This window comes from Desulfurellaceae bacterium (genome assembly GCA_021296095.1).
GTDB lineage: Bacteria > Desulfobacterota > Binatia > Bin18 > Bin18 > JAAXHF01.
Window position 1 is genome coordinate 19,658 of the sequence record JAGWBB010000014.1, and the last position, 22,248, is coordinate 41,905.

Genomic DNA, 22,248 nt, shown 5'->3' on the forward strand with positions numbered 1-22,248 from the left:
CGCTACCTCAGCCCCGACGAGGCCGGGGCGGCCTCGGCCACGCTCGGCGACTACCGGCGTTCCTGGCAGCTGTGGCGAGCCGCAGTCCTGGCCAACCTCTCGACCGGGCAAACTTCTCGCTCCCGTTAGACTCGGCTCCGTCAGGAAGGATATCAGACAGTGATGCACTGCCCCCGTCGTCCTCCCTATTCCACACAACTTTCTCCGCCCTGGAATGACTGGTGTTCCTTCAGCCATTCCCCGACAATGGTAGTGTAGTCGTTGAAGATTAGCTGGCTCGGTTCCAGATGCAGTTCCGCGCACATACGTGGCAGTCTTTTCTTGAAGCGTTGATACCGTTGCCAGATGTGGGCTCCGCCGGGGATATCCACATTTGTCTGGGAAGATCGAAGCCAGTCGCGGACGATCCGAACCGCAGTCTGCGGATCGTTGTTGTGCGCCTCAGTATCCTGGCCTGAAATGTCTGAAAGGAACTTCTGGTAGCGGTATTTGTCTCGGTCTACAACGAGGCAGTTTCTCTTGTCTCCTCGTCACGCGATACCGAGGAACAATCCTAACTCGAAGGGCATATTGAAACGGGGCAGTCGATTGGCTTTATCGAGCCCTGTCCTAGAAATGTCATGATATCCGAATCGGCATTCCTGCATAATTCGAAGAATCTTGTCTACGCGGACTTCCCCAGTGTTGATAATCTCAAGCGTGGAGCGGGCGATAAATCCGCAGTCAAAGACTGCGAAGACGACCGCGTTAAAGATACGTTTATACGGCCTATCAAAAGGGCAGTTAATAAAGACGTTGGATTCGTATCCAGCAGCCATTAACGCCTTCGTCAGCCGAATCTACGCACAGCCCTTTTCACTGTCTTTCGTGAGACCGTTCCTATCGCGTGGGACGACCTAACAGTGCGCTGCGGGAGTGGGTTCCTTTTGACAGTCTTGGGGTTTGAACTGCCCCCACCGCCGCCGGGGACATTGTTGCCCGGAGCTGGCGGCTGCTTGAGCGAACTCCTCCTTACTGGAATGCTTCTCACGTTCCTTCCTCCTCTGTCACAGACGGGTTCATCTGAATCACTGCCTCTTCGGTCTTGTCAAGATGCCACAGTGTCGAAGGGTCTGGTTTTTTCGCCCGGCGCAGCGGACGCTCTGCGTGCCCAACCCGGGCATGTCCTTCTGAGCTTGCTGCAGTTTTAACAGACGCTACTATCCACATGCGTTACGGCTCCGTCCTCAGTGCGTCTCGCCGACCGAGGCGGTGATGTATTTGATTGTCACCGGCGACAGCTCGTGCGGGTCGGCCATGACCTCGATGATCACAAACGACGGGATGTCGTCGGTCGCCTTGAGTGCGGCCCGCAGCTCGGCGACCGTCTGAACCCGGATGCCGGTGCCGCCCCACGCCTCGGCCAGCCGGGCGTAAGGCCACGGCGGGGTGGCCAGCAGGTCTTCCCGCTCGGATATCGGTCGGAAGATGCCCCAGCCGCCGTTATTCATCAGCACCACAATCGGGTTCAGACCGTAACGCGGAGCATGGGCGATTTCCGGTCCGGTCATCTGAAACGCGCCGTCGCCGCACAAGATCAACGGGCGCTGGCCGGTGCCGATCTGCGCCCCCATGGCACCCGGAATGCCAAACCCCATGGAGGCGTAATAGCCCTGGGCCAGATAGCTGCTGCGGCGGCCAAAGCGCACGTCCAGGCCGGCGAACAGCATATCGCCCGCCTCGGCTACAACCAGATGTTCGGGATGGGTGTCCAGAAAGGCGTTCACCTCGCACAGCATGTCGGTGACCCCGATGGAGCGATCCTCACCCGGCGCCTGGGGCGCAAGATTATCGTGATAGCTGACCGTCTCGCGGCGCTGGCGAATCGGCGCTTCGAGCAGCGCCTGGAGATAGTCGTCGAGGGCGACATCAGTATAGCTGTGATGGCTGATATCGACCCGGTTCTCCGAGGCCCACACCAGTTTTTCGCGCGGCAACCGGGGTAGCTGGGAGCCCAGATTCATATCGGTCAGCAGCGTCCCCAGGTTCACCACCAGGTCGGCCTCGTCAACCCGGCGGCGGATCGGCTCGGGCGAGATGACCCCGATATGCACCCCCATGTGCTGGGGATGGTCGGCCGGAAACGCGCCCTTGGCCAGCACGGTCGTGGCGCACGGGGCGCCCGTCTTTTCGACCAGGACAACCGCCTGGTCCACAAGTTTGTGGCGGAAGACCTCGATACCCACAATCACAAAGGGTTTCTTGGCCTGGTTGAGGCGGTTCACCGTATCCCGGGCCGCCTCGGCAACCTTCTGGGGATCGGAGTGGTGACGGGCAAAAGTGCCGTCCCAGCCCAGGATGGACTTGGGCACCGTGATCTTCCGCTCGACCATATCCTGATGGATCTCGATATAGCCCGGCTGCTGGTGCAGCCAGATGGCTTGCATGACCTCATGAATATCCTCGACCGCAGTCTGGGGATTATCAATAATCTTGGCCGCACACGTGATTTCCTTGAAGACCCGAAACTGGGACTCGATTTCCTTGGCCTGATGGTGGACCAGAATACCCAGCTTGCGTTTTTCCTCACCCGGTCCGCCGCTGACGACCAGGATCGGCACCCGCTCAGAGTAGGAGCCGGCCACCGCATTGACCACATTCAGCCCACCCGCCCCATAGGTCACACACAGCACGCCGAGCCGCCCGGTCGCCCGCGCATAGCCGTCCACCGCAAAACCGGCTCCGGGCTCGTGAGAAAACGTCATCACCCGCATGTCACGGGGTTTGCCAAACTTCATGAACAGCTGGATGACCAGATCACCGGGAATGCCGAACAGGCGGCTGACGCCAGCCTTACGCAGATAGGCCACCAGAAAATCGCCGAGCTGCATATGTGCTTTCATACGTCCCTCCCTTCCCCACCATTGTAGCAAAAGGCAATCATGATCTCATCAATAGATATCGTGAGGGTATCACGATTGCCTTTCGACGCGGCTGGCGAGCGAGAGGTATGACGAAATTGCACTACGGCGAGTCGTCGAGACTGCGGATCGCCTCCATCACCTGTTCGAGCGCAGCGATCCGAGCATTGAGCCCGTCGGCCTCAATCCGCAGGGTCAGCCCGTCAATCCCGGCCTGCCGGTATGTGTGGAACCGCTGGCGCACCATGGCGAGCGTGCCGATCGCGCCGAACTGACTCACCATGGCGTCCGGCACACGCTCGGCAGCTTCTTTACGCTTGCCCGCAATCCACAGCCGCTGGACCGCTTTGGCCTCGTCCTCAAAGCCGGAGCGCTGAAATGCGGCGTTGTAGAAATTCGTCGTGGCCGAGCCCATGGCGCCCAGGCTGAACGCCACCCCCGGCTTGCGGGCGGCGATCAGCTCCTCGACATTATCGCCAATCGCCACCGGGCACGTCGCATGCAGCTCAATAGCGTCCAGGCTGCGGCCCGCAGCCTGAGCGCCTCGACGGATATGGGCAAAATGCGCCTCGGCATGATCGGGCGAGAATGAGGTCCCCAGCCAGCCGTCAGCCGCCGCCCCGGTATACTCCAGCGCCTTGGGCGCCAGGGTGGCCAGAAAAATGGGAATGTCCACCGGCGGATGGTCAATACGCAGGGCCTTGCCCTCGCCGCCCGGCCGCGGCAGGTGATGAACGCGGCCGCGGTAGCGCAGCTTCTCGCCCCGAAAGGCCAGGCGGACAATCTCGACCGTTTCCTTGAGCCGGGTCAGGGGCGCGCGGAAGGCCACGCCTTGCAGCCCCTCGACAACCTGGGGACCGCTGGTGCCCAGCCCCAGCACAAAGCGGCCCTGGGACAGATCGTGCAGCGCCAGGGCGCTCATGGCGGTCATCGACGGCGTGCGGGCGCTGATCTGCATGATACCGGTGCCCAGCCTGATACGGCTGGTGTGGCCGGCCAGATAGGCCAGCGAGGTCACCGCGTCCTGGCCCCAAGCCTCGGCCGACCAGACATAGTCCACACCCAGGCGCTCGGCCTGGCGGACAAACTCCAGCGTGCTGCGGATGTTGGTTCCGGTCGCGCCACCGACTGTGATAGATATCTTCATGCGTGTGAGATACCAGATTCGCACCCCAAAATCACGACCAACATCATGACCAAAAGCATGACCAAAAGCATGACCAAAAGCATGACCAAAAGCATGACAAGGAGGCGGCATGAACGCTCGCATCGCACCCCTCAGAACGGCCGACCTGCCCCATCGCAGCCAGTCCTTCTGGCGCATGACCGGACCGGGCGCGGTGCTGGTCGGTCTGTCGATCGGGGCCGGCGAGATTGTGCTGTGGCCGTGGATCACCACTAAGTTCGGGGCCAGCATGGTCTGGGCCGCCGCCCTGGGAGTCTTTCTACAGCTGTGGGTGAATATCGAAATCGGCCGCTGGGCGATTGTCACCGGCGAGGCGCCGTATACCGGCTTTGCCCGGGTGTGGATGGGTTTTATCTATGCCCTGCTGTTCGTCGGCTTTGTGACCCTGTTCCTGCCCGGCTGGGCGCGCATCTCGGGCGCGGCGCTCAAGGCTCTGCTGTTCGGCCCGGACGGACCCGGCCCGGACTGGATGTGGACCGGCCTCACCTTTGTGTCGGTCGCGCTGGTGCTGTTCGGGCCCAAGGTCATGTATCGGGCGGTCGAGCGGATCACGATCGGGCTGGTCGTGTTCATGACCCTGGGTCTGATCTTCGTCGCCTTTCAGGTCGGCACCCTGGACGCCGTCGGCGAGATGGCGCGCGGGCTGCTGAACTTCGGCCATATCGAGCTGGACGACGAGTTTCCCTTCAGCCGCTTTTTTGGTGCGGTGGTGTTTGCCGGAGCCGGCGGAGCCGGCAACCTGTGGTACGCCTTTTATCTGCGCGATAAGGGCATCGGCATGGGGGCGCGCATGCCGACCCTCACAAACCCGCTGCGCGGCGGGGCCGATACCGAGACGCCGACCGGCTATACCTATCCGGACACCGAGCCGAACCGCCGCGCCTTCAAGGACTGGCTGCGCTGGGTTGTGTTCGACCAGACGCTGTACTTCTGGCTGCTCAACAGCTTGACCATGTTCCTGTTCATGTTCGGCGCCCTGTGTGTGCTGCGGCCGCTCGGGCTGGTGCCGACCGAGGGCCGGATTATCTGGGACGAGTCGCTCATCCTGGGCGAGACCCTGGGCAGCTTTGGGCGCTACCTGTACCTGGTCATCGGCATGGCCGCCCTGTTCAGCACCCAGCTGGTGGCGGTCGATGGCGGCGCCCGGGTGTGGGCGTATATTGTGCGCAGCTGCTTTCGGTTTGGCCGCCACGTTGATCAGGCCCGGCTCTATCTGCCGTTTGCCGTCGGGTTCATGCTGGCCGGCACCGCCAGCACCTGGTTCTTTGAACGCTACGCGGTGACCGGACTCGGCTTCATTTTTAACGCCGCGCTGCTGGGCGGTTTTTCCATGGCCATGTATGTGCCGCTGATGCTATACCTCAACCTGCGTTATCTGCCCGCCTCGGCCCGGCCGGGGCCGGTGAACATCGCCATGATGCTGGTGGCTTCGGGCGTGTACGGCAGCTTTGCCGTGTACAGCCTGTGGACGGCGATTGTCTAGGGCACGGCGTCGAAAACCAGCCGGCCGGCCGCGTCCTGGGCTGCCAGTCGGGCCATCAGCTCGGGCGACAGGCTGATCTGACGCTGCTCGGGAAACTTGCCCGGCTCCAGCCCGGGGCGCAGGAAAAACTCCTCGGGCCGTTCCACCCCGAGATAGCTGCGGACCGGTTCCAGATACCATTGGCGGCGCATAAAGTCCGGGCTGAAATAGGTCAGGGTGTCGGCTGCCGACCATTCCATGGGCCGGATGCCGTCCCGAATATTATAGGTCAGGATATCGGCCGCGATGTCCCAGTACAGGTGGATGAAGGGCGCATAGCCACGGTCTCCCAGCTCCGGGTTGACCAGCTTGGTGCGTCGCACCTCGACCTGGACCAGTCGGCCGACCCGGTCGTACATCTCGGTGCGCAGCGGATAGAAGGCGCGCTTTTCCAGCCAGTACAGCAGACGCGGGCGGGCGTAGTCGGGAATCCAGTCGGCCTTGGCCCGGGCTTCGACCACATAACACTCGACCCCGCCGTCGGGCGTATAGTGGGCATAGTCCGCGCCCATCAGACTGATATCCTCGGTCGCCACCTCCCGAAACGTGCCATCGAGCTGGGTCACCAGCACCTGCGGACGGGTGGTCGGAAAGCGCACGGTGTCGTACAGCACATCGGTCCCCAGCAGCCGCCACGAAAACTCCCAGGCGGCCCGACCCGAGGCGTCGTCAAAGGTCACCGCCATCTGGGGAAAGGGCTCGCTGCGCCGCTGAGACTTCTGACGCCGCACCCGGCGCAGCGACGGCGAATAAAAAAACATGTCCTCCTTCTTGGCGAACTGCGGCCCGGTGCGGTAGCGGAAGACGAGATTCATCGAGCCGTAGGCCTCGGGCGGGTACAGGTGCTGGGTGAGGTAGCGGTACAACAGCTGACCGGGCTGACGGCCGATCTCAGCCTCCAGCCCGCGCGGCGCGGGATAGGCCATATAGCCCACCCCCTGGCCGGCGATGGCCAGAAAACCGGTATGGGAGATGGAGCCGAAGATGTTGGCGAACACGCACGACCAGCGCGGGCGCTGGGTAAACTCCATGGCCCGGATGCCCATTTCCTCGGCACTGTACGGCGGGCGGAAGGGATACGGCTCGGCCGGCAGGTAGGGATACTCGGGGTGACGTGGCGTGCTGGCGGCCAGCTCGAGCCGGGCCAACTCAGACTCGGCCAACTCAGCCAGGGCTTTCCAGCTGCGCCCGCCCGCCGCATTCTCACCGGCGGCGGGCGAAACCGACAGGCTGGCGACCAGCAGCAGAACGAGTCCGACCCACCGTCGGGCGAGCGGTGACCGCTGCCCAGGTATGGAGAAACCTGGGCTCAGCGGCCGTTGGGGCTCGGACTCAGGCGCGCGTGAGACGCCCACGCGGCGGCGAGCCGGTCGTTTACAGCGCGGCCAGGGCCTCACTCTGGGCCACCGGGTCCCACTGGCCGGTGGCCGGCAGGGGCCGCGAGCCGGGCTCGCGTTCGAGCGGGCTTTCCAGCCCCAGCTCCTTGGCGATCTCGCGCATGGCCGGGATGACCTCTTCACCGAGCAGCCGGATATTATTCATCCGTTCGGGATGGCCGATTGGGCCGTCGTTCTGCCACAGGCCGAAGATGCCCGGACGCAGGATTTCCATGATCTTGCGCAGCTTGGGGATGACGGTCTTGGGCGTGCCCCGAATCAGCTGGTAGGACTCCTGGGCGTGGGGGTAGAGGCCGTACACGGCCGCCTTGGCCTCTTCGATGCTCTGGCCCTCATAGCCGCTGAAGAGCTGCGAGCGGCCCTTGGGATCGGTGAACTGGCGGGCCAGACGCTGGGTCGCGGCCTTGGAGTTATAGCCGGACGGGAACAGCCATTCGGGCCGAATGGCAGTGTACATGCCCCCGCCGTACAAGTCCTGCTTGCCCATCTCCTGGGCCTTCTCTTCGGTCTCGGCGACATACACCTTCTGGAGATAGCCGAAGTTTTCCGGGCCGGCCTGGTAGCCCTCCTGGGCCGCAGCCTCGGCATACAGATTCCACAGCTCGACGGTCGGCTCCAGATAGGTGGCCAGGGCAACGTACGGATAGCGATGCTTGGCGCACCACTGGACCGTCTCGGGACTGACCAGACCCGGAATCCACATCGGCGGGTGGGGTTTTTGCAGCGGCAGCGCCCACGGGTTCACAAACCGATAGTTGAAGTGTTTGCCCTCCCAGCGGAACGGTCCCGGCGTGGTCCAGGCCTTGACGATCAGATCGTGAGCCTCGTTGAAATACTCCCGGTTATAAGACGGGTTGGTATTATTGGCGAACTGCTCCGTCCCACCGCCGCGGACCCAGCCGGCGACCAGCCGGCCCTTGGAGATCAGATCGATCTCGGCCAGCTCTTCGGCCAGCCGCAGGGGGTTGCCAACCACCGGCAGAGGGTTGCCGAGCAGCACAATGCGGACCTTCTCGGTGATCCGGGCCAGGATCGAGGCCTCCACATCGACCACCGAGCCCATGCACAGGATCAGACCGTGGTGCTCGTTCAGCATGATGCCGTCAAAGCCCATCTTCTCGGCGAAGACATCTTCGTCGAGGTACTCGTTGTACAGCCGCGAAGCCACTGCGGGATCGTAGTAGGTGTTGGGCACTCCCCAGTAGCCGTTCCTGAGCAGAACCTCCTCGGGCACCGGATGGTAGGGCCGCTCCGAAAAATACATGACATGCATGGCGCATCCTCCTTTGTCGGCCGTGCTTAGCCGAGAAACTGTTGGACGGTCTTGATAAACTCGCTCGATTGCTCAATCTCGGGCCGGTGGCCGCACTGTTCGAGCACGACCAGCTTGGCGCCCTCAATCGACTCGCTATACACCTCGCCGGCGCTCAGGGGGACTACCTCATCCTGGCCGCCCCAGATCAGCAGAGTCGGCAGGCCGCTCACGCCCTGCAGCAGATGCGGCAGGCTGGGGTTGAACAGATACGGCGACCAGGCCAGGCGGGCAACCTCAGTCCGGGCATCCTCCCAGGCCTCGAACTGCTCGGGCGTTGGTTCCCCGCCGTACAGGGTCGCAAACTCGGGCGTGCGGCCGGGGTTGAGGACGCTCTCGTCGAGGTATTTGCGTGAGGTCCGAATAAACAGATCCTTGATCTCGCCGCGCGGCGGCTGAATGCCGGTCGCCCCGACCAGGATCATGCGGCTGAACTGGCCGGCGTGGTTGGCCGCCATTTCGGCCGCAATCCAGCCGCCCAGCGAAAAGCCGATCACGTCAATCGGTACCAGCTCGCGCTCGCGTAGGACGCGCGAGTAAAAGGCGGCCAGGTCGCGGATGCTGCGCGTCCAGTCGAGCTTGGGCGACTTGCCAAAGCCGGGCTGCTGAGGGATCAGCAAACGCCGGCTGGCGGCCAGGGCAGAATGCCACTTGAACCAGCCGGGATGGCCCAACTCCTCGTGCAGGACGAGCAGCGGCCGGCCGCTCCCACCGCTGATCAGCGTCAATTCGGTGCCGGCCACCGCTAGCGTTTCTTCGGCCCACTCCTGTGCCTGGTCTGCCATACACGGGTCTCCTTTCTGTCCCCCGGCCGGCGCAAAAACCGCTCCGGCCGCTCAGCGGCCCGACTCTCAGGGCTCGGGCTCACGTACCACTCTACTCCTGTACATCCTTCCTGCCTGCCTAGTCAAACAGAGTCTCCCCGGTGACAAACACATTCCAGATCGGTATCCCGACCAGCATCACGCCTGCGGCCGGATAACACACCATATTCCAGTCATCGGTCAGCTCGACGATCAGCCCGGTCAGAAACGAGGTACCGGGCAGGGTGGCGGCGTATAGCCTGGAGCGAGGGGATACGCTGGATACCTGTGGGGACGCGGATAATGGGTTTGTGTTGTTAGTCAACTGGAACCTGTTGGGCGACGGTGAGCATACCGTGACCGCCTTGGTCGATGGGGTCGAACTGGGTCGGACGACGGTGCGGGTGACGACGCTGGGGCAGGAGTTTGTGGAGGGGGTAGCGGGAGAATGTGTGGCGGAGGACTTCCCGCACCTGGGGCAGACGGTCACCCTGGAGTGGCAGCAAACCAGTCAGAACTTCGTGATTACGGATGTACAGTAGGGGCGACGCATATGTCGCCCCTACTTGTTGTTCTGAAACAGCGACCTGGCCCGCCACAGCAGGAGGCTGGTAGCCCCACCGATCCACCGAGAGACGAAACCTGTCAGTTTCCCAGGTTTACGCCGCGACCGCCCCGCCGTCGACCGCCATGGCGTGGCCGGTCACAAACGACGCCGCGTCCGAACACAGCCAGACCACGGACTCGGCAATCTCTTCGGGCTGACCGGAGCGGCCGATCGGCTCGGCGGCGATCATCTTCTCCAGGACATCCGGACGGCGACCGCTGACCCGTTCGACCATGGCGGTCTGGATCACCCCCGGACACACGGCGTTAACCCGAATTCCCGACTTGGCGTACTCCAGGGCGGCCGTCTTGGTCAGTCCGATCACCCCGTGTTTGCTGGCCACATAGGCCGCCATGCGCTTGACCCCGATCAGGCCGGCACCCGAGGCGGTGTTGACGATGGCCCCACTGCCCTGCTGCACCATGTGCGGGATTTCATACTTCATGCACAGCCACACGCCCTTCAGGTTGATACGAATAACCGGCTCCCAGTCCTGTTCGGTCTGCTCGGCCGTCCGGCTCAGCACGCCCTCGACGCCCGCGTTATTATGGGCGCAGTCCAGCCGTCCGTAGGTGTCTAGCGCGGTCTGAACCATGGCTTCGACCGAGGCCGCCTGTGCGACATCGGTTTCGACGAAGACGGCCTCCCCGCCAGCCGCCTTGACCAACTGCACGGTCTCTTGTCCGCCGACCACGTTCAGGTCGGCCACCACCACTTTGGCGCCCTCACGGGCAAAGGCCAGTGCGGTTGCCCGACCGATCCCCGAGCTTGCTCCGGTGACCAGGGCAACTTTGTTCTGCATCAGTTCTGCCATACACGCGTCTCCTGTGTTCAGGGTATTGGCCCCTCTTCTTACACCCTGCCCTGTGCCATCCGCAAGCCGAGACGCCCGGCCCGGCTTGCGCGTTTCCGGTCAGCGGGTGTAATGAGGAAACCGGCCCCGGCTCCTGCCCCATTCAACCCAAAAGGAGGAAACACCCATGCCGCTATACCTCGACGAAATCTACTTAAACGCCAGCAGCTCGGACAACACCCAAAAAGGAGTCGCCCTCATTCAGCAGGTGCTCAAGAATGGCTTTCCGCCCGGGGTGACCCTCAAGGCCGGTCCATGGGCATCGAACGAAGAGGCCAAGATCGTGCTCATCCTCGACATCCAGGACCATTCGCTGACCTTTGACGGCTTTGCCAAGGCGGTCGGTTCAGGCACGATTGCCAGGCGGCGGCTCACACCGCTGGTCGAGTGGAGCGCGCTCGAGAAAGCCATGGAGTCATAGCGGCGTCCCGCCTGCGGAGCCGCCCGCCTGAGCCGTAGGGAGCCGGAGCCGGCCACCCTGAGGTAGATGAGGGGTTTAGCCGGAACGCAGGACAGGGGTAACCATCACGAGAGAGGTGAGCGATGACGATGAATCCAACTGATCTCAGCCCCAGAGAACGGCGAGCGCTTTCAGACCTCGCCGCCAAGAGTCAGGACGAAGCCTTGCGCGCAGCCGTCACTGCCTACCTTGAGCGCTCGGCTAAGAAATCAGAGACTAACGGCGCGGCTGAGTCAAAACAGGAACACGCTTTTCTTGAAGCGGCAGGGGGCTGGGACGACATGGACGTGGATGCGTGGCTGGAAGAAATCTACACCCAGCGGCAACCGCCAAGATATTTGGCAAAGAACGTCATCGCTTACGTCGGGCGGGCAGCCCGATTGCTGATATAGACTTGCTGATAGGAGTCACGGCGGTCCAGCACGACCTCATTCTGTTGACCAATAATCGCCGCCACTTTGAGCGGATCACAGGCATCCGAATTGAGTCACTTCCGGTAGCGTAGAGAGGCCATGGAAGAGAAGTCGGCTCTTCGGCTAAGACAGCTGTGCGTCTGCCTGCCCCGCTTCGGCCTGACCGACCAAAAACTCGTGCACCAGCTGCTGAAAGGTCTCGCGCTTGTCGCGCATCGGGCTGTGGCTGGCCTCGGCAATGCACGCCAGCCTGGCCCCGGGAATCGTGGCGGCCAGCATCTCACCCTGCTGCCAGGGCACCAGGCCGTCCTTCTGGCCCCAGACAATCAGGGTCGGCGCACGAATGCTTTGTAAGCTGAGGTCCGAATCGACGCCCCGGCCCTTGGTCAACTGAACTACCAGCCGCCTGCCCTTCCACTGGCGATTGAATTCCGGTCCGCTGCGCACGTCCTCGAGGTGGCCGCCGAAGTCGGCCGCAATCAACACCGTCCCGGTCCTGGCAAACGCGGCGGCCAGAAAGGCGTCCTCGTCAATCCGAGCCAGGTCGGCGCCGGGATGCGCCGGACAGTCCAGGCCGAGCGGATCGACCAGCACCAGACGCGCGACCCGTTCGGGCTGCGCAAGCGCCAGCCGCAGGGCGATCCAGCCGCCAATCGAATGACCGACCAGATCGACGCTGTGGAGTTCCAGGCTGTCCAGAAAACCGAGCATGATCCGGGCGTAGTCCTGGACCGAGCCGACATTGGGCGGAATCTTGCCCGTCTGCCAGCCCGGCAGCTGGGGCGCGTACACCTCGTTGGTCACGCCCATGCCCAGGTGATGGGTCTCCCAGCGTCCCCAGCCGCCGATGCCGTGGAGGTAGAGCAACGGTCGGCCCCGCCCGCCCTTGAGGTATTGGACGCTCAGCTCGCCGACCTTGACGCTGGTTCGAGAAAACTGCGATCCGTATCCGGCTCCCATGACACGCCTCCTCGCTTGTCCGCTCGATAGACGGCCGCCTCAGGCGGTGATCGTCAGCCAGTGCTTGAAGCACTCAATCTCAAAAAAGGATTCGTCGGCCTCCGGGTCAGGCTGGGGAACGTCGGCCGGTAGACGCACGCTGAGCCGGATGCTGTACCGGTCGCCGGCCACCACCCGCTGCTGGGCGGCCAGCGCGGCGTTCGGTTCGTGCTGGTCCGGGATGCGGCTGAACTGGCCGTATCTGCCCGCAAAAACGGTCCGGCGATTCTGGCCGTCCCGGTCATAGGTCTCCAACACCACCTGGGCATCGTCGGAGATTGGCTCGCCGTCGCCGGTCACCAGGTGCAGGCGTATGGCGCTGCCCCGATAGCTGGCGGTCGGACCGACGAAAATAATCTCGTACGGAAAGCCATCCGGCTCGCGCTCGGGAACCCGTATTTCCCAGCCGCAGGTCACAGCTCCGTTGTCCCGCTCGACAAACTCGCCCGCAGTCTCCGGTGCTTCCCGGACCAGGCTGTAGTTGAAGTCGCCATACAGCGGCAGCGGCCCGGCCGGTTGTTCCTGTTGCAGCTCGTAAGTCGCAGCCTGGGGCTCGACCTGGGGCTCTGGATCGCAGTTCACCTGACGCAGCGCCGGCATGACCTGCTCGGCAAACAGCCGCTTGGACTTCATGACCAGCTCGTGGGCCAGATTGCCGACATGGAACATGCCCATGAAATGCCCGTAGCCGGCAATGTGCATGTCCTTCTCCAGCCAGCGGGTGACATACTCGGGGTCGCCGCACACGATAAAGCCGTTGTCCCGCATGGTCTCAAACGAGGTGTGCGGCCCAGGAAAATCCTGCTCGATCTTGCGCCGATGCTGGTAGGAACGGTCGGTGGTCAAACCCGGCACCGGGGCCGGATTATTGACCGGCCGGGTGATGGTGCGGAAAAAATAATACACCGCCTCGCGGACCTCTTCGATGGCCTGTTCGTTGGTCTCGGCCACGTGGATCAGCCGCGCACCGACAAAATTGTCGAAGCCGGGCTGCCAGTTGAAGCGCTCACGGGCGACCTTGCGGTACAGGTCAAAGGCGTCCTTGAAGGCTGCGGGCGGAAAAAAGACCTGGGCGCCCGAGATGCGTCGCTCGGCAGCAAACTCGGCCGACTCCAGGGAGCCGGTCGGCATCCAGAACGGCAGGGGACGCTGGATCGGCTTGGGCCAGATCGACACCCCGGTCAGGTCCCAGAACTTGCCCTTGTAGTCGAAGATTTCCTCGTTCAGACATTTATGGATGATGTCGTAGGACTCCATCAACCGCTGGCGGCCGGTGAACGGGTCCACATTGTAGGAGACGTACTCCTGGGGCACCCCGCGCACAATACCGCCGATAAACCGGCCGCCCGACAGACAGTCGAGCATGGCAAACTCCTCGGCAGTGCGGATCGGGTGGCGGAGCGGAATGACGTTGCCGATCACCCCGACCTTCATCGTATTGGTCCGCATGATGATGGCTGCGGCCATCAGGTTGCAGGCCGGCTGGATATTGATGGCGGTGAAGTGGTGCTCGTTGACAAACGCGCCGTCAAAGCCCAGGTCCTCGCAGATCGCCCACTCATCGAGATGCTCGTGGTAGGTCTTGGTGACCGCCTGGGGCTCGCAGAAGCGGTTGGTAAAGCGCACCTCCGGTCCGATTTCGGCCGGCAGGTCGGGATAGGTCAGCTCATCGAAGGTATAGAACTTCATGCACGCCCCTCCTCTTGGCCGTTACGAAACGCGGGCATCACATACTTGGCAAAGCGCTCCAGCGAGGCGACGACATGCTCGGGCTGCATGCCGCCCTGGGCCACTTCGAGCAGCAGATAGGTGGTGCCGTAGAACTCCTGAGCCCAGCGGATGCGCTCTATCAGGTTGTCAGGGTCGCCGATCAGAATCAGGTTGCGGCTGTCCAGGTCGTCGTAGCTCACTCCGGCAAAGCCTTCGAGCATGACCTTATGCCGGTCAAAGCTGGGCGAGGTGTGCGGCCGTCGCGTGGCCAGGCTGCCAAAGAAATGGTAGTAGTCGAAGACGTGCTGACCACCGTGGCGGTGGGCCTCCTGGTTCGTTTCCCCGCAGTACATCTGGTACACCCCGGCCACCTCGCGCTGGGCCGGATCGTAGCCGTTGTCGGTCAGCGCCCAGTGGTAGGCGGCGATACCCTGCCGGACCGCCTCACGGTCGGGAATGAAAAAGGCCGTGGCCAGGTGAAAGCCGCGGCTGCCGGCCCACTCGTAGCTCTCGGGCGTGACCGCTCCGGCGGCATAAATCGGCGGGTGGGGCTGCTGGCGCGGCTTGGGAAAAAAGCTGTAGTCCTGGAGGGTGTAGAACTCGCCCTGATACGAGAACGGCGCGTCGGCCAGCCAGGCTTTGACCAGCAGGTCGGTCCCCTCCCGGTAACGCCGGACGTTTTCGTCCTCGTCAACGCCAAACACCTCGTAGGCATACTTGATGAACCCGCGCCCGATCCCGTACTCCAGCCGCCCCTGGCTCAGCACGTCGAGCATGGCGTACTCCTCGGCCAGCCGGATCGGGTGGTGCAGGGGCACCAGGGAGACACCGGTGCCGAGACGAATCCGTTTGGTGCGCGCCGCCGCAGCCATGGCCATCAGCGGCGGCGACCCGAACGAGTAACCGGAGTAGTGGTGCTCGCCAAACCACACCGCATCGTAGCCCAGCTCTTCCTCCAGCTGGATCTGGTCCAGGATGTGTTCGTAGTACTGCGAGGGGCTGCCGTGGATCTCGGGGTGGTACTCAACATTGTACAGGATGCCGAACTTCATGCCTGCCCTTATACACATCCCGGTTCGGATCGTGCAATGATACGAGGCTGCATGCTGAACGCTGAACGGCAGTCGTAGGGCCAGCCCCGCATGGCTGCCCGAAGACTGAATGGCGGATAAAGAGACGCGCCAACGACAGAAAAAGGAGGAGTGTGACATGAGCCTCAAGCGACCAAGCCTGGATCAACTGGCCGATGTGGCCGACCGCTACGCCCTGCATCTGACCGAAGACGACCTGGAATCCTTCCAGGGCCTGATGGACGGCATGCTGGCCTCGTACGCCCGCCTGGATCAACTCACCGTCCCTACCCTGCCGGTAACCTATCCGCGCACGCCCGGCTATCGCCCCCAGCCCCAGGACAATCCCCTGGGCGCCTGGTACTGGCGGACCGAAGTCAAGGGCGCGGATTCCGGTCCGCTGGCCGGCAGGACGGTTGCACTCAAGGACAACATCTGTCTGGCCGGGGTGCCGATGATGAACGGCAGTAGCGTGCTGGAGGGCTATGTGCCCGACATCGACGCCACGGTTGTCAGCCGCATCCTCGACGCCGGCGGCACGATTGCCGGCAAGGCGGTGTGCGAGCACCTGTGCGCCTCGGGTGGCAGTCATAGCAGCGACACCGGCCCGGTCCACAATCCCTACGACCTGAGCCGCACTAGCGGCGGCTCGTCGAGCGGCAGCGGGGCGCTGGTGGCGGCCGGCCAAGTCGATATGGCGCTCGGCGGCGACCAGGGCGGGTCGATTCGGATTCCGAGTTCGTGGTGCGGCATCTGCGGTCTGAAACCGACCCACGGCCTAGTGCCCTACACCGGCATCTTCCCCATCGACATCACGATCGACCACACCGGTCCGATGGCCCGCAGCGTGGCCGATGTCGCCCTGCTGCTGGAGGTTATCGCCGGACCCGACGGCCTTGACCCGCGCCAGCAGGCCGGCTTGCAGGCACAGGCTTATCAGCAGGCGCTGAGCGGCGAGATTCGGGGGCTGCGGGTCGGCCTTGTCCAGGAAGGATTTGGCTGGGACGGCCTGTCCGAAGCGGATGTCGAGGACTGCGTGACCGAATCGGCCCAGGCCCTGGCCGGCCTGGGCGCCGAGGTCGCCAGCGTGTCGATTCCCTGGCACCGCGACGGGCGGCATATCCTGAACGCGATTCTGATGGAGGGTGCCACCGCCCTGGTCGCCCAGGGCAACAGCATGGGCACGAACTGGAAGGGTTATTACACCACCAGCCTGCTGGACGCCTACGCCCGAGGCCAGCGCACCCGGGCCGACGACCTGTCGGAAAGCGTCAAGCTGATCGTCCTGCTGGGCGGCTATATGCAGGAGCACTATCACGGCCGCTACTATGCCAAGGCTCAGAACCTGGCCCGCTCGCTGACGGCGGCCTATGACGCCGCGCTCCAGGAGTGCGACCTGTTAGCAATGCCGACGGTTCCCCTCAAAGCCACCCGTATCCCGGCCCCGGACGCCAGCCGTGAGGAATTGGTCGCCCGCTCCATGGAAATGGCGCCCAATACCGCACCGTTCGATGTCAGTGGCCATCCCGCAATCAGCGTTCCGTGCGGCATGTCGGACGGCCTGCCGATCGGCATGATGCTGATCGGCCGGACGGGCGACGACGCGACCGTGCTGCGGGCTGCGGATGCGTTTCAGCGCCAGGTGTATATGCCGCCCAGCCCGCCGCCTGTGAACGCTGAATGCTGAATGATGAACAGCAGCCCCCCGTGGCTGCCCGAATGATGAACGGAGGACACGATGGAATTCGGCATCTGTCTGGCAACAAAAATCGACGATTGGCAGCTGATCGCCTACGCCGAGGATCTGGGCTTTGACCGGGCCTGGATCCCGGACTCGCAGATGATCTGGTCGGACTGCTATGCGGTTATGGCGCTGGCAGCCCAAAACACCTCGCGGATTCAGCTGGGCACCGGCGTCGCCATCCCCGGCACCCGGATTGCCCCGGTCACCGCCCACTCGATTGCCTCGATCAACCAAATCGCGCCGGGCCGGGTGTTTCTGGGCATCGGCACCGGCCACACCGCCATGCGGGTGATGGGCATGGAGCCGATGCGGATACGCGACTTCCGGGAGTACCTGCGGGTGCTCAGGGTTCTGCTGCGGGGCGAGGAGGTCGAGTATAGCCTGGCCGACCGGACTCGCGCGATTCGGTTTCTGCACCAGGATTTACGCTTTGTGAACCTCGACAACCCGATTCCCATCTATGTGGCCGCCAACGGTCCGCGGGCGCTGAGGTCGGCCGGGGAGTTTGGCGACGGGCTGATCTCGGCCTTTAACGAGCGTCCCGAAATCCTGGCCTCCAACCTCGACCAGGTCCGGGCCGGGGCCGAGAAGGCCGACCGCAGCCTGCCCGACCCGTTTCATACCTCGACGCTGACCACCTCGGTGGTGTTGCAGCCCGGCGAGCGCCTGGACTCCGACCGGGTCATTGACGAGTGCGGCTCACAGGTCGCCGCAGCCATCCATTTTGTGTACGAGATATACCGGCAAACCGCCAACGAGGACTTTATTCCCGAGGCGTTTCGCGGCGTCTGGGACGAGTACTGCGCCTTTGTCGAGCGGATGGAAACGCCCCAGGACAAACGCTATCTCCAGATCCACAACGGCCACTGCACCTTTCTGGTGCCCGAAGAACGGCGCTTCATCACCCCCGAGGCGATCCGCGGCGTGTGTCTGGTCGGGACGCCGGACGAGATCATCGCCCAGGTCCGGGCCGCCGAACAGGCCGGGCTGGGAGAGATCGTGCTCCTGCCGCCCAGAGACGCGGCGCGCAAGGTGTTTGCGGATTTTGCCGAACAGGTGATCCGTCGCTACTGAAGACCCTGATGCATGCTGAACGTCGCTCGGCGCTCGGCATGCATCAGGCGCTCGGTGCCGGGGCGGCGGTGCCAAAATCGAGCGGCCGGACCGGGACCAGACACAACAGCAGCGCGCACATCCCACCGGCCGCAGCGGCCACGACAAACGGCAGCACCCAGCTGGCAGAACAGCAGCCCAACCATTTTGTGCCGGACCGGCCAAGCCATGCGCCCCCCTTTGCGCCCCCTGCCACCGAGCTTCTGGGCTCACTCATAGCCACACGCTACCGGGCAAGGCAAGCCGTGACGACGCGTCCGTTGCCTTGCGGACCGCCCGCCTTTCCAGTAAGACGGGCGCATCCCGTGTGAGGAGGAGATGCTCGTGCGATTCACAACCAGCCTTATGACCCTGCTGATTAGTGGTGTCATCGGCTTTTGGCCGGCCGGAGTCCGGGCCCAGGACGAACAGACCCTGCTGACCGGTTTTCATCCCTACCGGGACGGCAAACCCCAGGTCGAGGGGCTGACGCCGGGACTACAGATCACCAAAGACAACGCCCACCTCGTCGAACAGGTGCTACCGCCCGAGCTGTTCCGGGTGGTGACGGCCGGCGACTTTTCCCTCACCATCCAGGAGACGACCGACTTTCCGCCCACTCAGAGCTATATCGACGCCTCGCTCACCTACGCCGGTCAGCCCCAGATCGGCGCAGACGGGGAACTCACCAACTATACCGCGGGACAGCCGTTTCCCCACATCGATCCGGCCGACCCCCAGGCCGGCCTCAAGGTCGCCTGGAACTTTCGCTACCGCCACTTCGGCGACACCATGCAGAACCAGGGCACGCTGCGTTCGGTCAACAATTCGGGCAACATCGAACGCGCGGTCGAGAACACCTACGCCCGGATGTACGGCATGTACCGCCCCAACCCGGATAACAATGTCGCCCAGTGGGAAAAAGAGGGCACCTGGTTCAGAGACTACTCCATCGTCCTGTCGCCCCAGGACCTCGAAGGCGCCCAGCAGCTGACCTTCCACTATGCGGCCGACGCCAATGCGAAAAAAGCCTGGGCCTATGACCCACGCAGCCGACGGACGCGTAGCGTGGTGGTCAACATGCTCGACTCCTCGTTCGGCCTGAACTTCATGGTCGAAGACTACTCCGGGTTCAACGGCTATCTGAGCGAGCACGACTGGGAATACGTCGGGGAACAGGTCGCGCTGGTGCCCGGCCTGCTGCAAAAGACGCCGCCCGAGTTTGGCGGAAAAAACGGCTGGTACCCGCTGATCCCGTGGGAGCTGCGCAAAGTTGTTATTTTGGACGCCACGCCCAAAAAGTCGGGCCACCCCTACGGCAAGCGCCGCCTGTACATCGACCGCCAGTTCTACTCGGCGCTGTGCGCCTTTGCCTACGACCACGACGGTGTCCACCAACGCACCCTGTTCCACACCTTTGCCAACCCGGCCTTTGATCCCGACAACGCCGGAGTGCAAGGCATACCGCTCCACGTCGGCAACGCCTGGGTTGACTACCTGGAGGACATGGCCAGCATCTGGACCGGTAAGGTCGTCATGAACAAGCCGATCAAGCCCAAGCGGTTTACCGTCAAGGAGATGGTGCGGCGCGGCAAATGATGAACGCTGAACGGCAGCCGTAGGGGCCGCTCCCCGTGGCTGCCCAAAGCGCAAATGCCGTAGGGGCAGCTCCCCGTGGCTGCCCGAACGATGAACGGAGACCCCATGCCCCGACTCACCAAACTCAGCCGGTCCATCGCCGGACACACCGCCCTGGTGACCGGCGCGGCCAGCGGCATGGGCCGCGCCACCGCCCATCTGTTTGCCGATGAAGGCGCCCAGGTCGCCGTGCTTGACCGAAACGGCGACGGGCTTACCAGCGTGGTTCAGGAAATCGTTCAGGCCGGCGGCACGGCCAGGGGCTGGACCCTGGACCTGATGGACGAGAGCCGCATCGCACCGGTGGTTACCGAAATTGCCGCCCATTTCGGCAGCCTCGATATCCTGGTCAATAATGCCGGCATCGACGCCGGGGTGCGTATCCACAGCAGCCGCTACGAGGAGGTCTGGGAGCGCTGTTTTCAGGTGAACCTGACCGCCCACCAGCGTCTCATTCGGGCTGCCCTGCCCCACCTGACCAAAAACAAAGCGGGCCGGATTGTGAATATCGCCTCAACCGAGGGCGTGGGCGGCAGCGCCTATGCCAGCCCGTATACGGCCGCCAAACACGGGGTGATCGGCCTGACCCGAGCCTTGGCGGTTGAGCTGGGCAACCAGGGGGTGACCGTCAACTGCATCTGTCCGGGCGCCATTCATACCGGCCTGACGGCGACCATTGCTGACAAGGCCAAACAGATTTTTGCCCGCCGACGCGTCCCGCTCAAGCGCTACGGCGACCCCGAGGAGGTTGCCCAGATGACCCTCAGCCTGGTCCTGCCGGCGGCCTCGTACATCAATGGTGCGGCGGTGATCGTGGATGGGGGCTTCACCGTGCAGAACAACGGCGGGGCGCTGAACGGCTGAGCCATCAGTCCGTGTCCGCGGCCCAGCCTTCATCCTCCCCCTGTGTACGCCGGGCGGCCACGCCAACTCCAAGCAGCACGACGAGGCCGCCCAGCAGATGGGGCAGCGTGACGCTCTCACCCAGAAAGACGTAGGCGATACCGATAGCCAGGACCGGCACCAGATTGATGAACACACCGGCCCGACTGGGTCCCAGAATTTCGACCGCCTGGTAATACCAGAAGTGGGCAAACGTCCCCAGCGTACTCTGGTAGGCCACGGCCAGCCAGGACTCCCAGCGCGTGTCGGCCAGCCGCCAGCCCTCCCACTCCGTCCACCAGCAGGCAAGGCTTAAGTACATCGCGCCCGCAATATAGGCATACGTCGTGGCCGCCAGCGGAGACACCTCGTGCATGAGGTGGCGACCATAGGTCGTATAGATGCCCCAGGCAAACAGCGTGGCAATAATAATCAGATCGCCGGGGTTGTACGCACCGGCCAGAATGACCTGCAACGAGCCGCGTGACACAATCACCGCCACACCGGTAATAGAAATCCCAATACCCAGCAGCATCCTGGCCGACAGCTTCTCCCGCAGAAACACGGCGGCCAGGAGCGCGATGGCAACAGGCGAGGCCGCGTTGAGCAGGGCCGCATTGGTGGCCGTAGTAAGATGCAGCCCCTGATAACTGCCGCCCACCGACAGCAGATAGCCGGTGAAGCCGAGAAACAGAAAACTGCCGACCAGCCGCGGCGTCCAGTTGACAGGCGCCTCTCTGGTCAGCCCGCCCCCGGCGTTCCGGCGCCGCAGATACACAAACAGGAGGAGCGCGCCAATGCTCAGACGAATGGCCGCAAACGTAAAAGGCGGGATGCTGCGCAGGGCGACTTTGCCGGTGGGAAACAGACCGGCCCACACCAGGGCGGTCAGAATCATGAGCAGCAGGGCGCGGCGGTAGGGGGAGAGGGGCATGAGGGGTATGCGGTGTCAAATCGAGCCGAACGGCGCGTCCGGGTTTTTGAGAAGGTATCAGAACCCACGGCTTTCTGCCACGCGTCCTTCGCTGCTTCGACTGGGCTTGGTGTTACGCGACGTACCGGTCAGAGCGGAGTGGTGGCTTTCGAGACGAGACCCGCCTGATACAATCGGTCAGAACATCAAAATGAGAACACCCCAGGGAGGATCGGATGAAGAGGCGTTTTGTGATCATGCTTTGTGTGGTAGCCGGCATCGCCGGATTCGTCGCGGCCTACAATCCAGTCGTGACGACCATCCTCCACTCCGATCACCACGCGCTGCTGAGCGGCCGCACCCTGCTCCTCACGCTGGAGAACCGGCAGACGGCGCAGCCGAAAACGTTTCCGGTGAACTACCTGCGCGAGGAGGAGATGGTCTACATCGGCAGTGATTTTGGCTGGGAAAAGCACCTGCAAGACGGCGCGGAAGTCCGCCTGCTCATTCAAGGCAAGGAGTATGTCGGCTGGGCGCTGCCGATCCTCGACGACCCCGAGCGCAGCGCCGCAGGGCTCAGGAAACTGCGTCCGAGGACCTACAAGTTGGCGGAATGGATCGGGTCTGTTTTCGTTGAAGTCCAAATGCAAGATCAACAAGACTGACCGTTCGGTGCGTGTATCGAGGCATTCAGCAGCCTTGGTTCTGCCGAGCCGCCATGAGCCAGACGGAGCCGGCGTCGGTTAG

General features: G+C 63.4%; 20 protein-coding genes. 9 read left to right on the forward strand and 11 right to left on the reverse strand.

The window, feature by feature from the left end; all coding sequences use genetic code 11:
* Window positions 1-1,226: 1,226 nt before the first annotated feature.
* Complete coding sequence (locus tag J4F42_04855) at window positions 1,227-2,882, reverse strand: hypothetical protein (GenBank protein MCE2484817.1); 1,656 nt, start codon at window positions 2,880-2,882, stop codon at window positions 1,227-1,229.
* A 121-nt stretch (window positions 2,883-3,003) separates the two neighbouring features.
* Entirely contained in the window at window positions 3,004-4,047 is a 1,044-nt protein-coding gene (locus J4F42_04860) for an LLM class flavin-dependent oxidoreductase (GenBank protein ID MCE2484818.1), read from the reverse strand.
* Between the two features lie 109 nt (window positions 4,048-4,156).
* Here J4F42_04860 and J4F42_04865 point away from each other — a divergent pair, with 109 nt between their 5' ends.
* Window positions 4,157-5,569 (forward strand): Nramp family divalent metal transporter, encoded by a 1,413-nt coding sequence (locus tag J4F42_04865; GenBank protein MCE2484819.1) that lies wholly within the window; start codon window positions 4,157-4,159, stop codon window positions 5,567-5,569.
* Here J4F42_04865 and J4F42_04870 read toward each other — a convergent pair.
* The 4 genes from J4F42_04870 to J4F42_04885 all read right to left on the reverse strand — a co-directional run bounded on the left by J4F42_04870 (window position 5,566) and on the right by J4F42_04885 (window position 9,445).
* Window positions 5,566-6,963, reverse strand: a complete 1,398-nt coding sequence (locus tag J4F42_04870; protein MCE2484820.1) for an outer membrane lipoprotein-sorting protein — start codon at window positions 6,961-6,963, stop codon at window positions 5,566-5,568. The two genes, J4F42_04865 and J4F42_04870, sit on opposite strands and share 4 nt — an antisense overlap.
* A 19-nt stretch (window positions 6,964-6,982) precedes the next feature.
* Entirely contained in the window at window positions 6,983-8,278 is a 1,296-nt protein-coding gene (locus tag J4F42_04875) for an LLM class flavin-dependent oxidoreductase (GenBank protein ID MCE2484821.1), read from the reverse strand.
* Window positions 8,279-8,304: 26 nt separating this feature from the next.
* Window positions 8,305-9,102: an alpha/beta hydrolase gene (locus tag J4F42_04880; GenBank protein ID MCE2484822.1), complete on the reverse strand. Its 798-nt coding sequence runs from the start codon at window positions 9,100-9,102 to the stop codon at window positions 8,305-8,307.
* Between the two features lie 118 nt (window positions 9,103-9,220).
* Window positions 9,221-9,445: a hypothetical protein gene (locus J4F42_04885; GenBank protein MCE2484823.1), complete on the reverse strand. Its 225-nt coding sequence runs from the start codon at window positions 9,443-9,445 to the stop codon at window positions 9,221-9,223.
* Here J4F42_04885 and J4F42_04890 point away from each other — a divergent pair.
* The gene (locus tag J4F42_04890) at window positions 9,432-9,662 is read left to right on the forward strand and encodes a hypothetical protein (protein ID MCE2484824.1); all 231 of its coding nucleotides are present in this window, start codon (window positions 9,432-9,434) and stop codon (window positions 9,660-9,662) included. The two genes, J4F42_04885 and J4F42_04890, sit on opposite strands and share 14 nt — an antisense overlap.
* Before the next feature lie 117 nt (window positions 9,663-9,779).
* Here the strand turns inward: J4F42_04890 and J4F42_04895 are convergent, their stop codons facing one another.
* Entirely contained in the window at window positions 9,780-10,541 is a 762-nt protein-coding gene (locus tag J4F42_04895) for an SDR family oxidoreductase (protein ID MCE2484825.1), read from the reverse strand.
* A gap of 166 nt (window positions 10,542-10,707) precedes the next feature.
* Here J4F42_04895 and J4F42_04900 point away from each other — a divergent pair, with 166 nt between their 5' ends.
* A complete protein-coding gene (locus J4F42_04900) occupies window positions 10,708-11,001 on the forward strand; it encodes a hypothetical protein (protein ID MCE2484826.1) in 294 nt (97 codons plus the stop codon).
* Between the two features lie 122 nt (window positions 11,002-11,123).
* Window positions 11,124-11,432, forward strand: coding sequence for a hypothetical protein (locus tag J4F42_04905; protein ID MCE2484827.1), 309 nt, complete (start codon window positions 11,124-11,126; stop codon window positions 11,430-11,432).
* A 144-nt stretch (window positions 11,433-11,576) separates the two neighbouring features.
* On the opposite strand, the gene J4F42_04910 is transcribed toward J4F42_04905, so the two are convergent.
* From J4F42_04910 to J4F42_04920, 3 genes are read right to left on the reverse strand one after another with little or no spacing between them, the layout of a single operon-like run.
* The gene (locus tag J4F42_04910; protein ID MCE2484828.1) at window positions 11,577-12,413 is read right to left on the reverse strand and encodes an alpha/beta hydrolase; all 837 of its coding nucleotides are present in this window, start codon (window positions 12,411-12,413) and stop codon (window positions 11,577-11,579) included.
* A gap of 39 nt (window positions 12,414-12,452) precedes the next feature.
* A complete protein-coding gene (locus J4F42_04915; protein MCE2484829.1) occupies window positions 12,453-14,141 on the reverse strand; it encodes an LLM class flavin-dependent oxidoreductase in 1,689 nt (562 codons plus the stop codon).
* Entirely contained in the window at window positions 14,138-15,214 is a 1,077-nt protein-coding gene (locus tag J4F42_04920; GenBank protein ID MCE2484830.1) for an LLM class flavin-dependent oxidoreductase, read from the reverse strand. The genes J4F42_04915 and J4F42_04920 overlap by 4 nt, the downstream gene beginning before the upstream one ends.
* 157 nt (window positions 15,215-15,371) lie before the next feature.
* Between J4F42_04920 and J4F42_04925 the strand changes: the two genes are divergently transcribed.
* From J4F42_04925 to J4F42_04940, 4 genes are all read left to right on the forward strand, one after another.
* Window positions 15,372-16,919: an amidase gene (locus J4F42_04925; GenBank protein ID MCE2484831.1), complete on the forward strand. Its 1,548-nt coding sequence runs from the start codon at window positions 15,372-15,374 to the stop codon at window positions 16,917-16,919.
* 51 nt (window positions 16,920-16,970) lie between these two features.
* Window positions 16,971-18,050: an LLM class flavin-dependent oxidoreductase gene (locus J4F42_04930; GenBank protein ID MCE2484832.1), complete on the forward strand. Its 1,080-nt coding sequence runs from the start codon at window positions 16,971-16,973 to the stop codon at window positions 18,048-18,050.
* A gap of 363 nt (window positions 18,051-18,413) precedes the next feature.
* Entirely contained in the window at window positions 18,414-19,667 is a 1,254-nt protein-coding gene (locus tag J4F42_04935; protein ID MCE2484833.1) for a DUF1329 domain-containing protein, read from the forward strand.
* Between the two features lie 105 nt (window positions 19,668-19,772).
* On the forward strand, window positions 19,773-20,570 hold the full coding sequence (locus J4F42_04940; protein ID MCE2484834.1) for an SDR family oxidoreductase: 798 nt from the start codon (window positions 19,773-19,775) through the stop codon (window positions 20,568-20,570).
* 4 nt (window positions 20,571-20,574) lie between these two features.
* On the opposite strand, the gene J4F42_04945 is transcribed toward J4F42_04940, so the two are convergent.
* A complete protein-coding gene (locus J4F42_04945) occupies window positions 20,575-21,522 on the reverse strand; it encodes a DMT family transporter (protein MCE2484835.1) in 948 nt (315 codons plus the stop codon).
* A 215-nt stretch (window positions 21,523-21,737) separates the two neighbouring features.
* On the opposite strand from J4F42_04945, the gene J4F42_04950 reads away from it, so the two are divergent.
* On the forward strand, window positions 21,738-22,166 hold the full coding sequence (locus tag J4F42_04950; GenBank protein ID MCE2484836.1) for a hypothetical protein: 429 nt from the start codon (window positions 21,738-21,740) through the stop codon (window positions 22,164-22,166).
* Window positions 22,167-22,248: the final 82 nt, after the last annotated feature.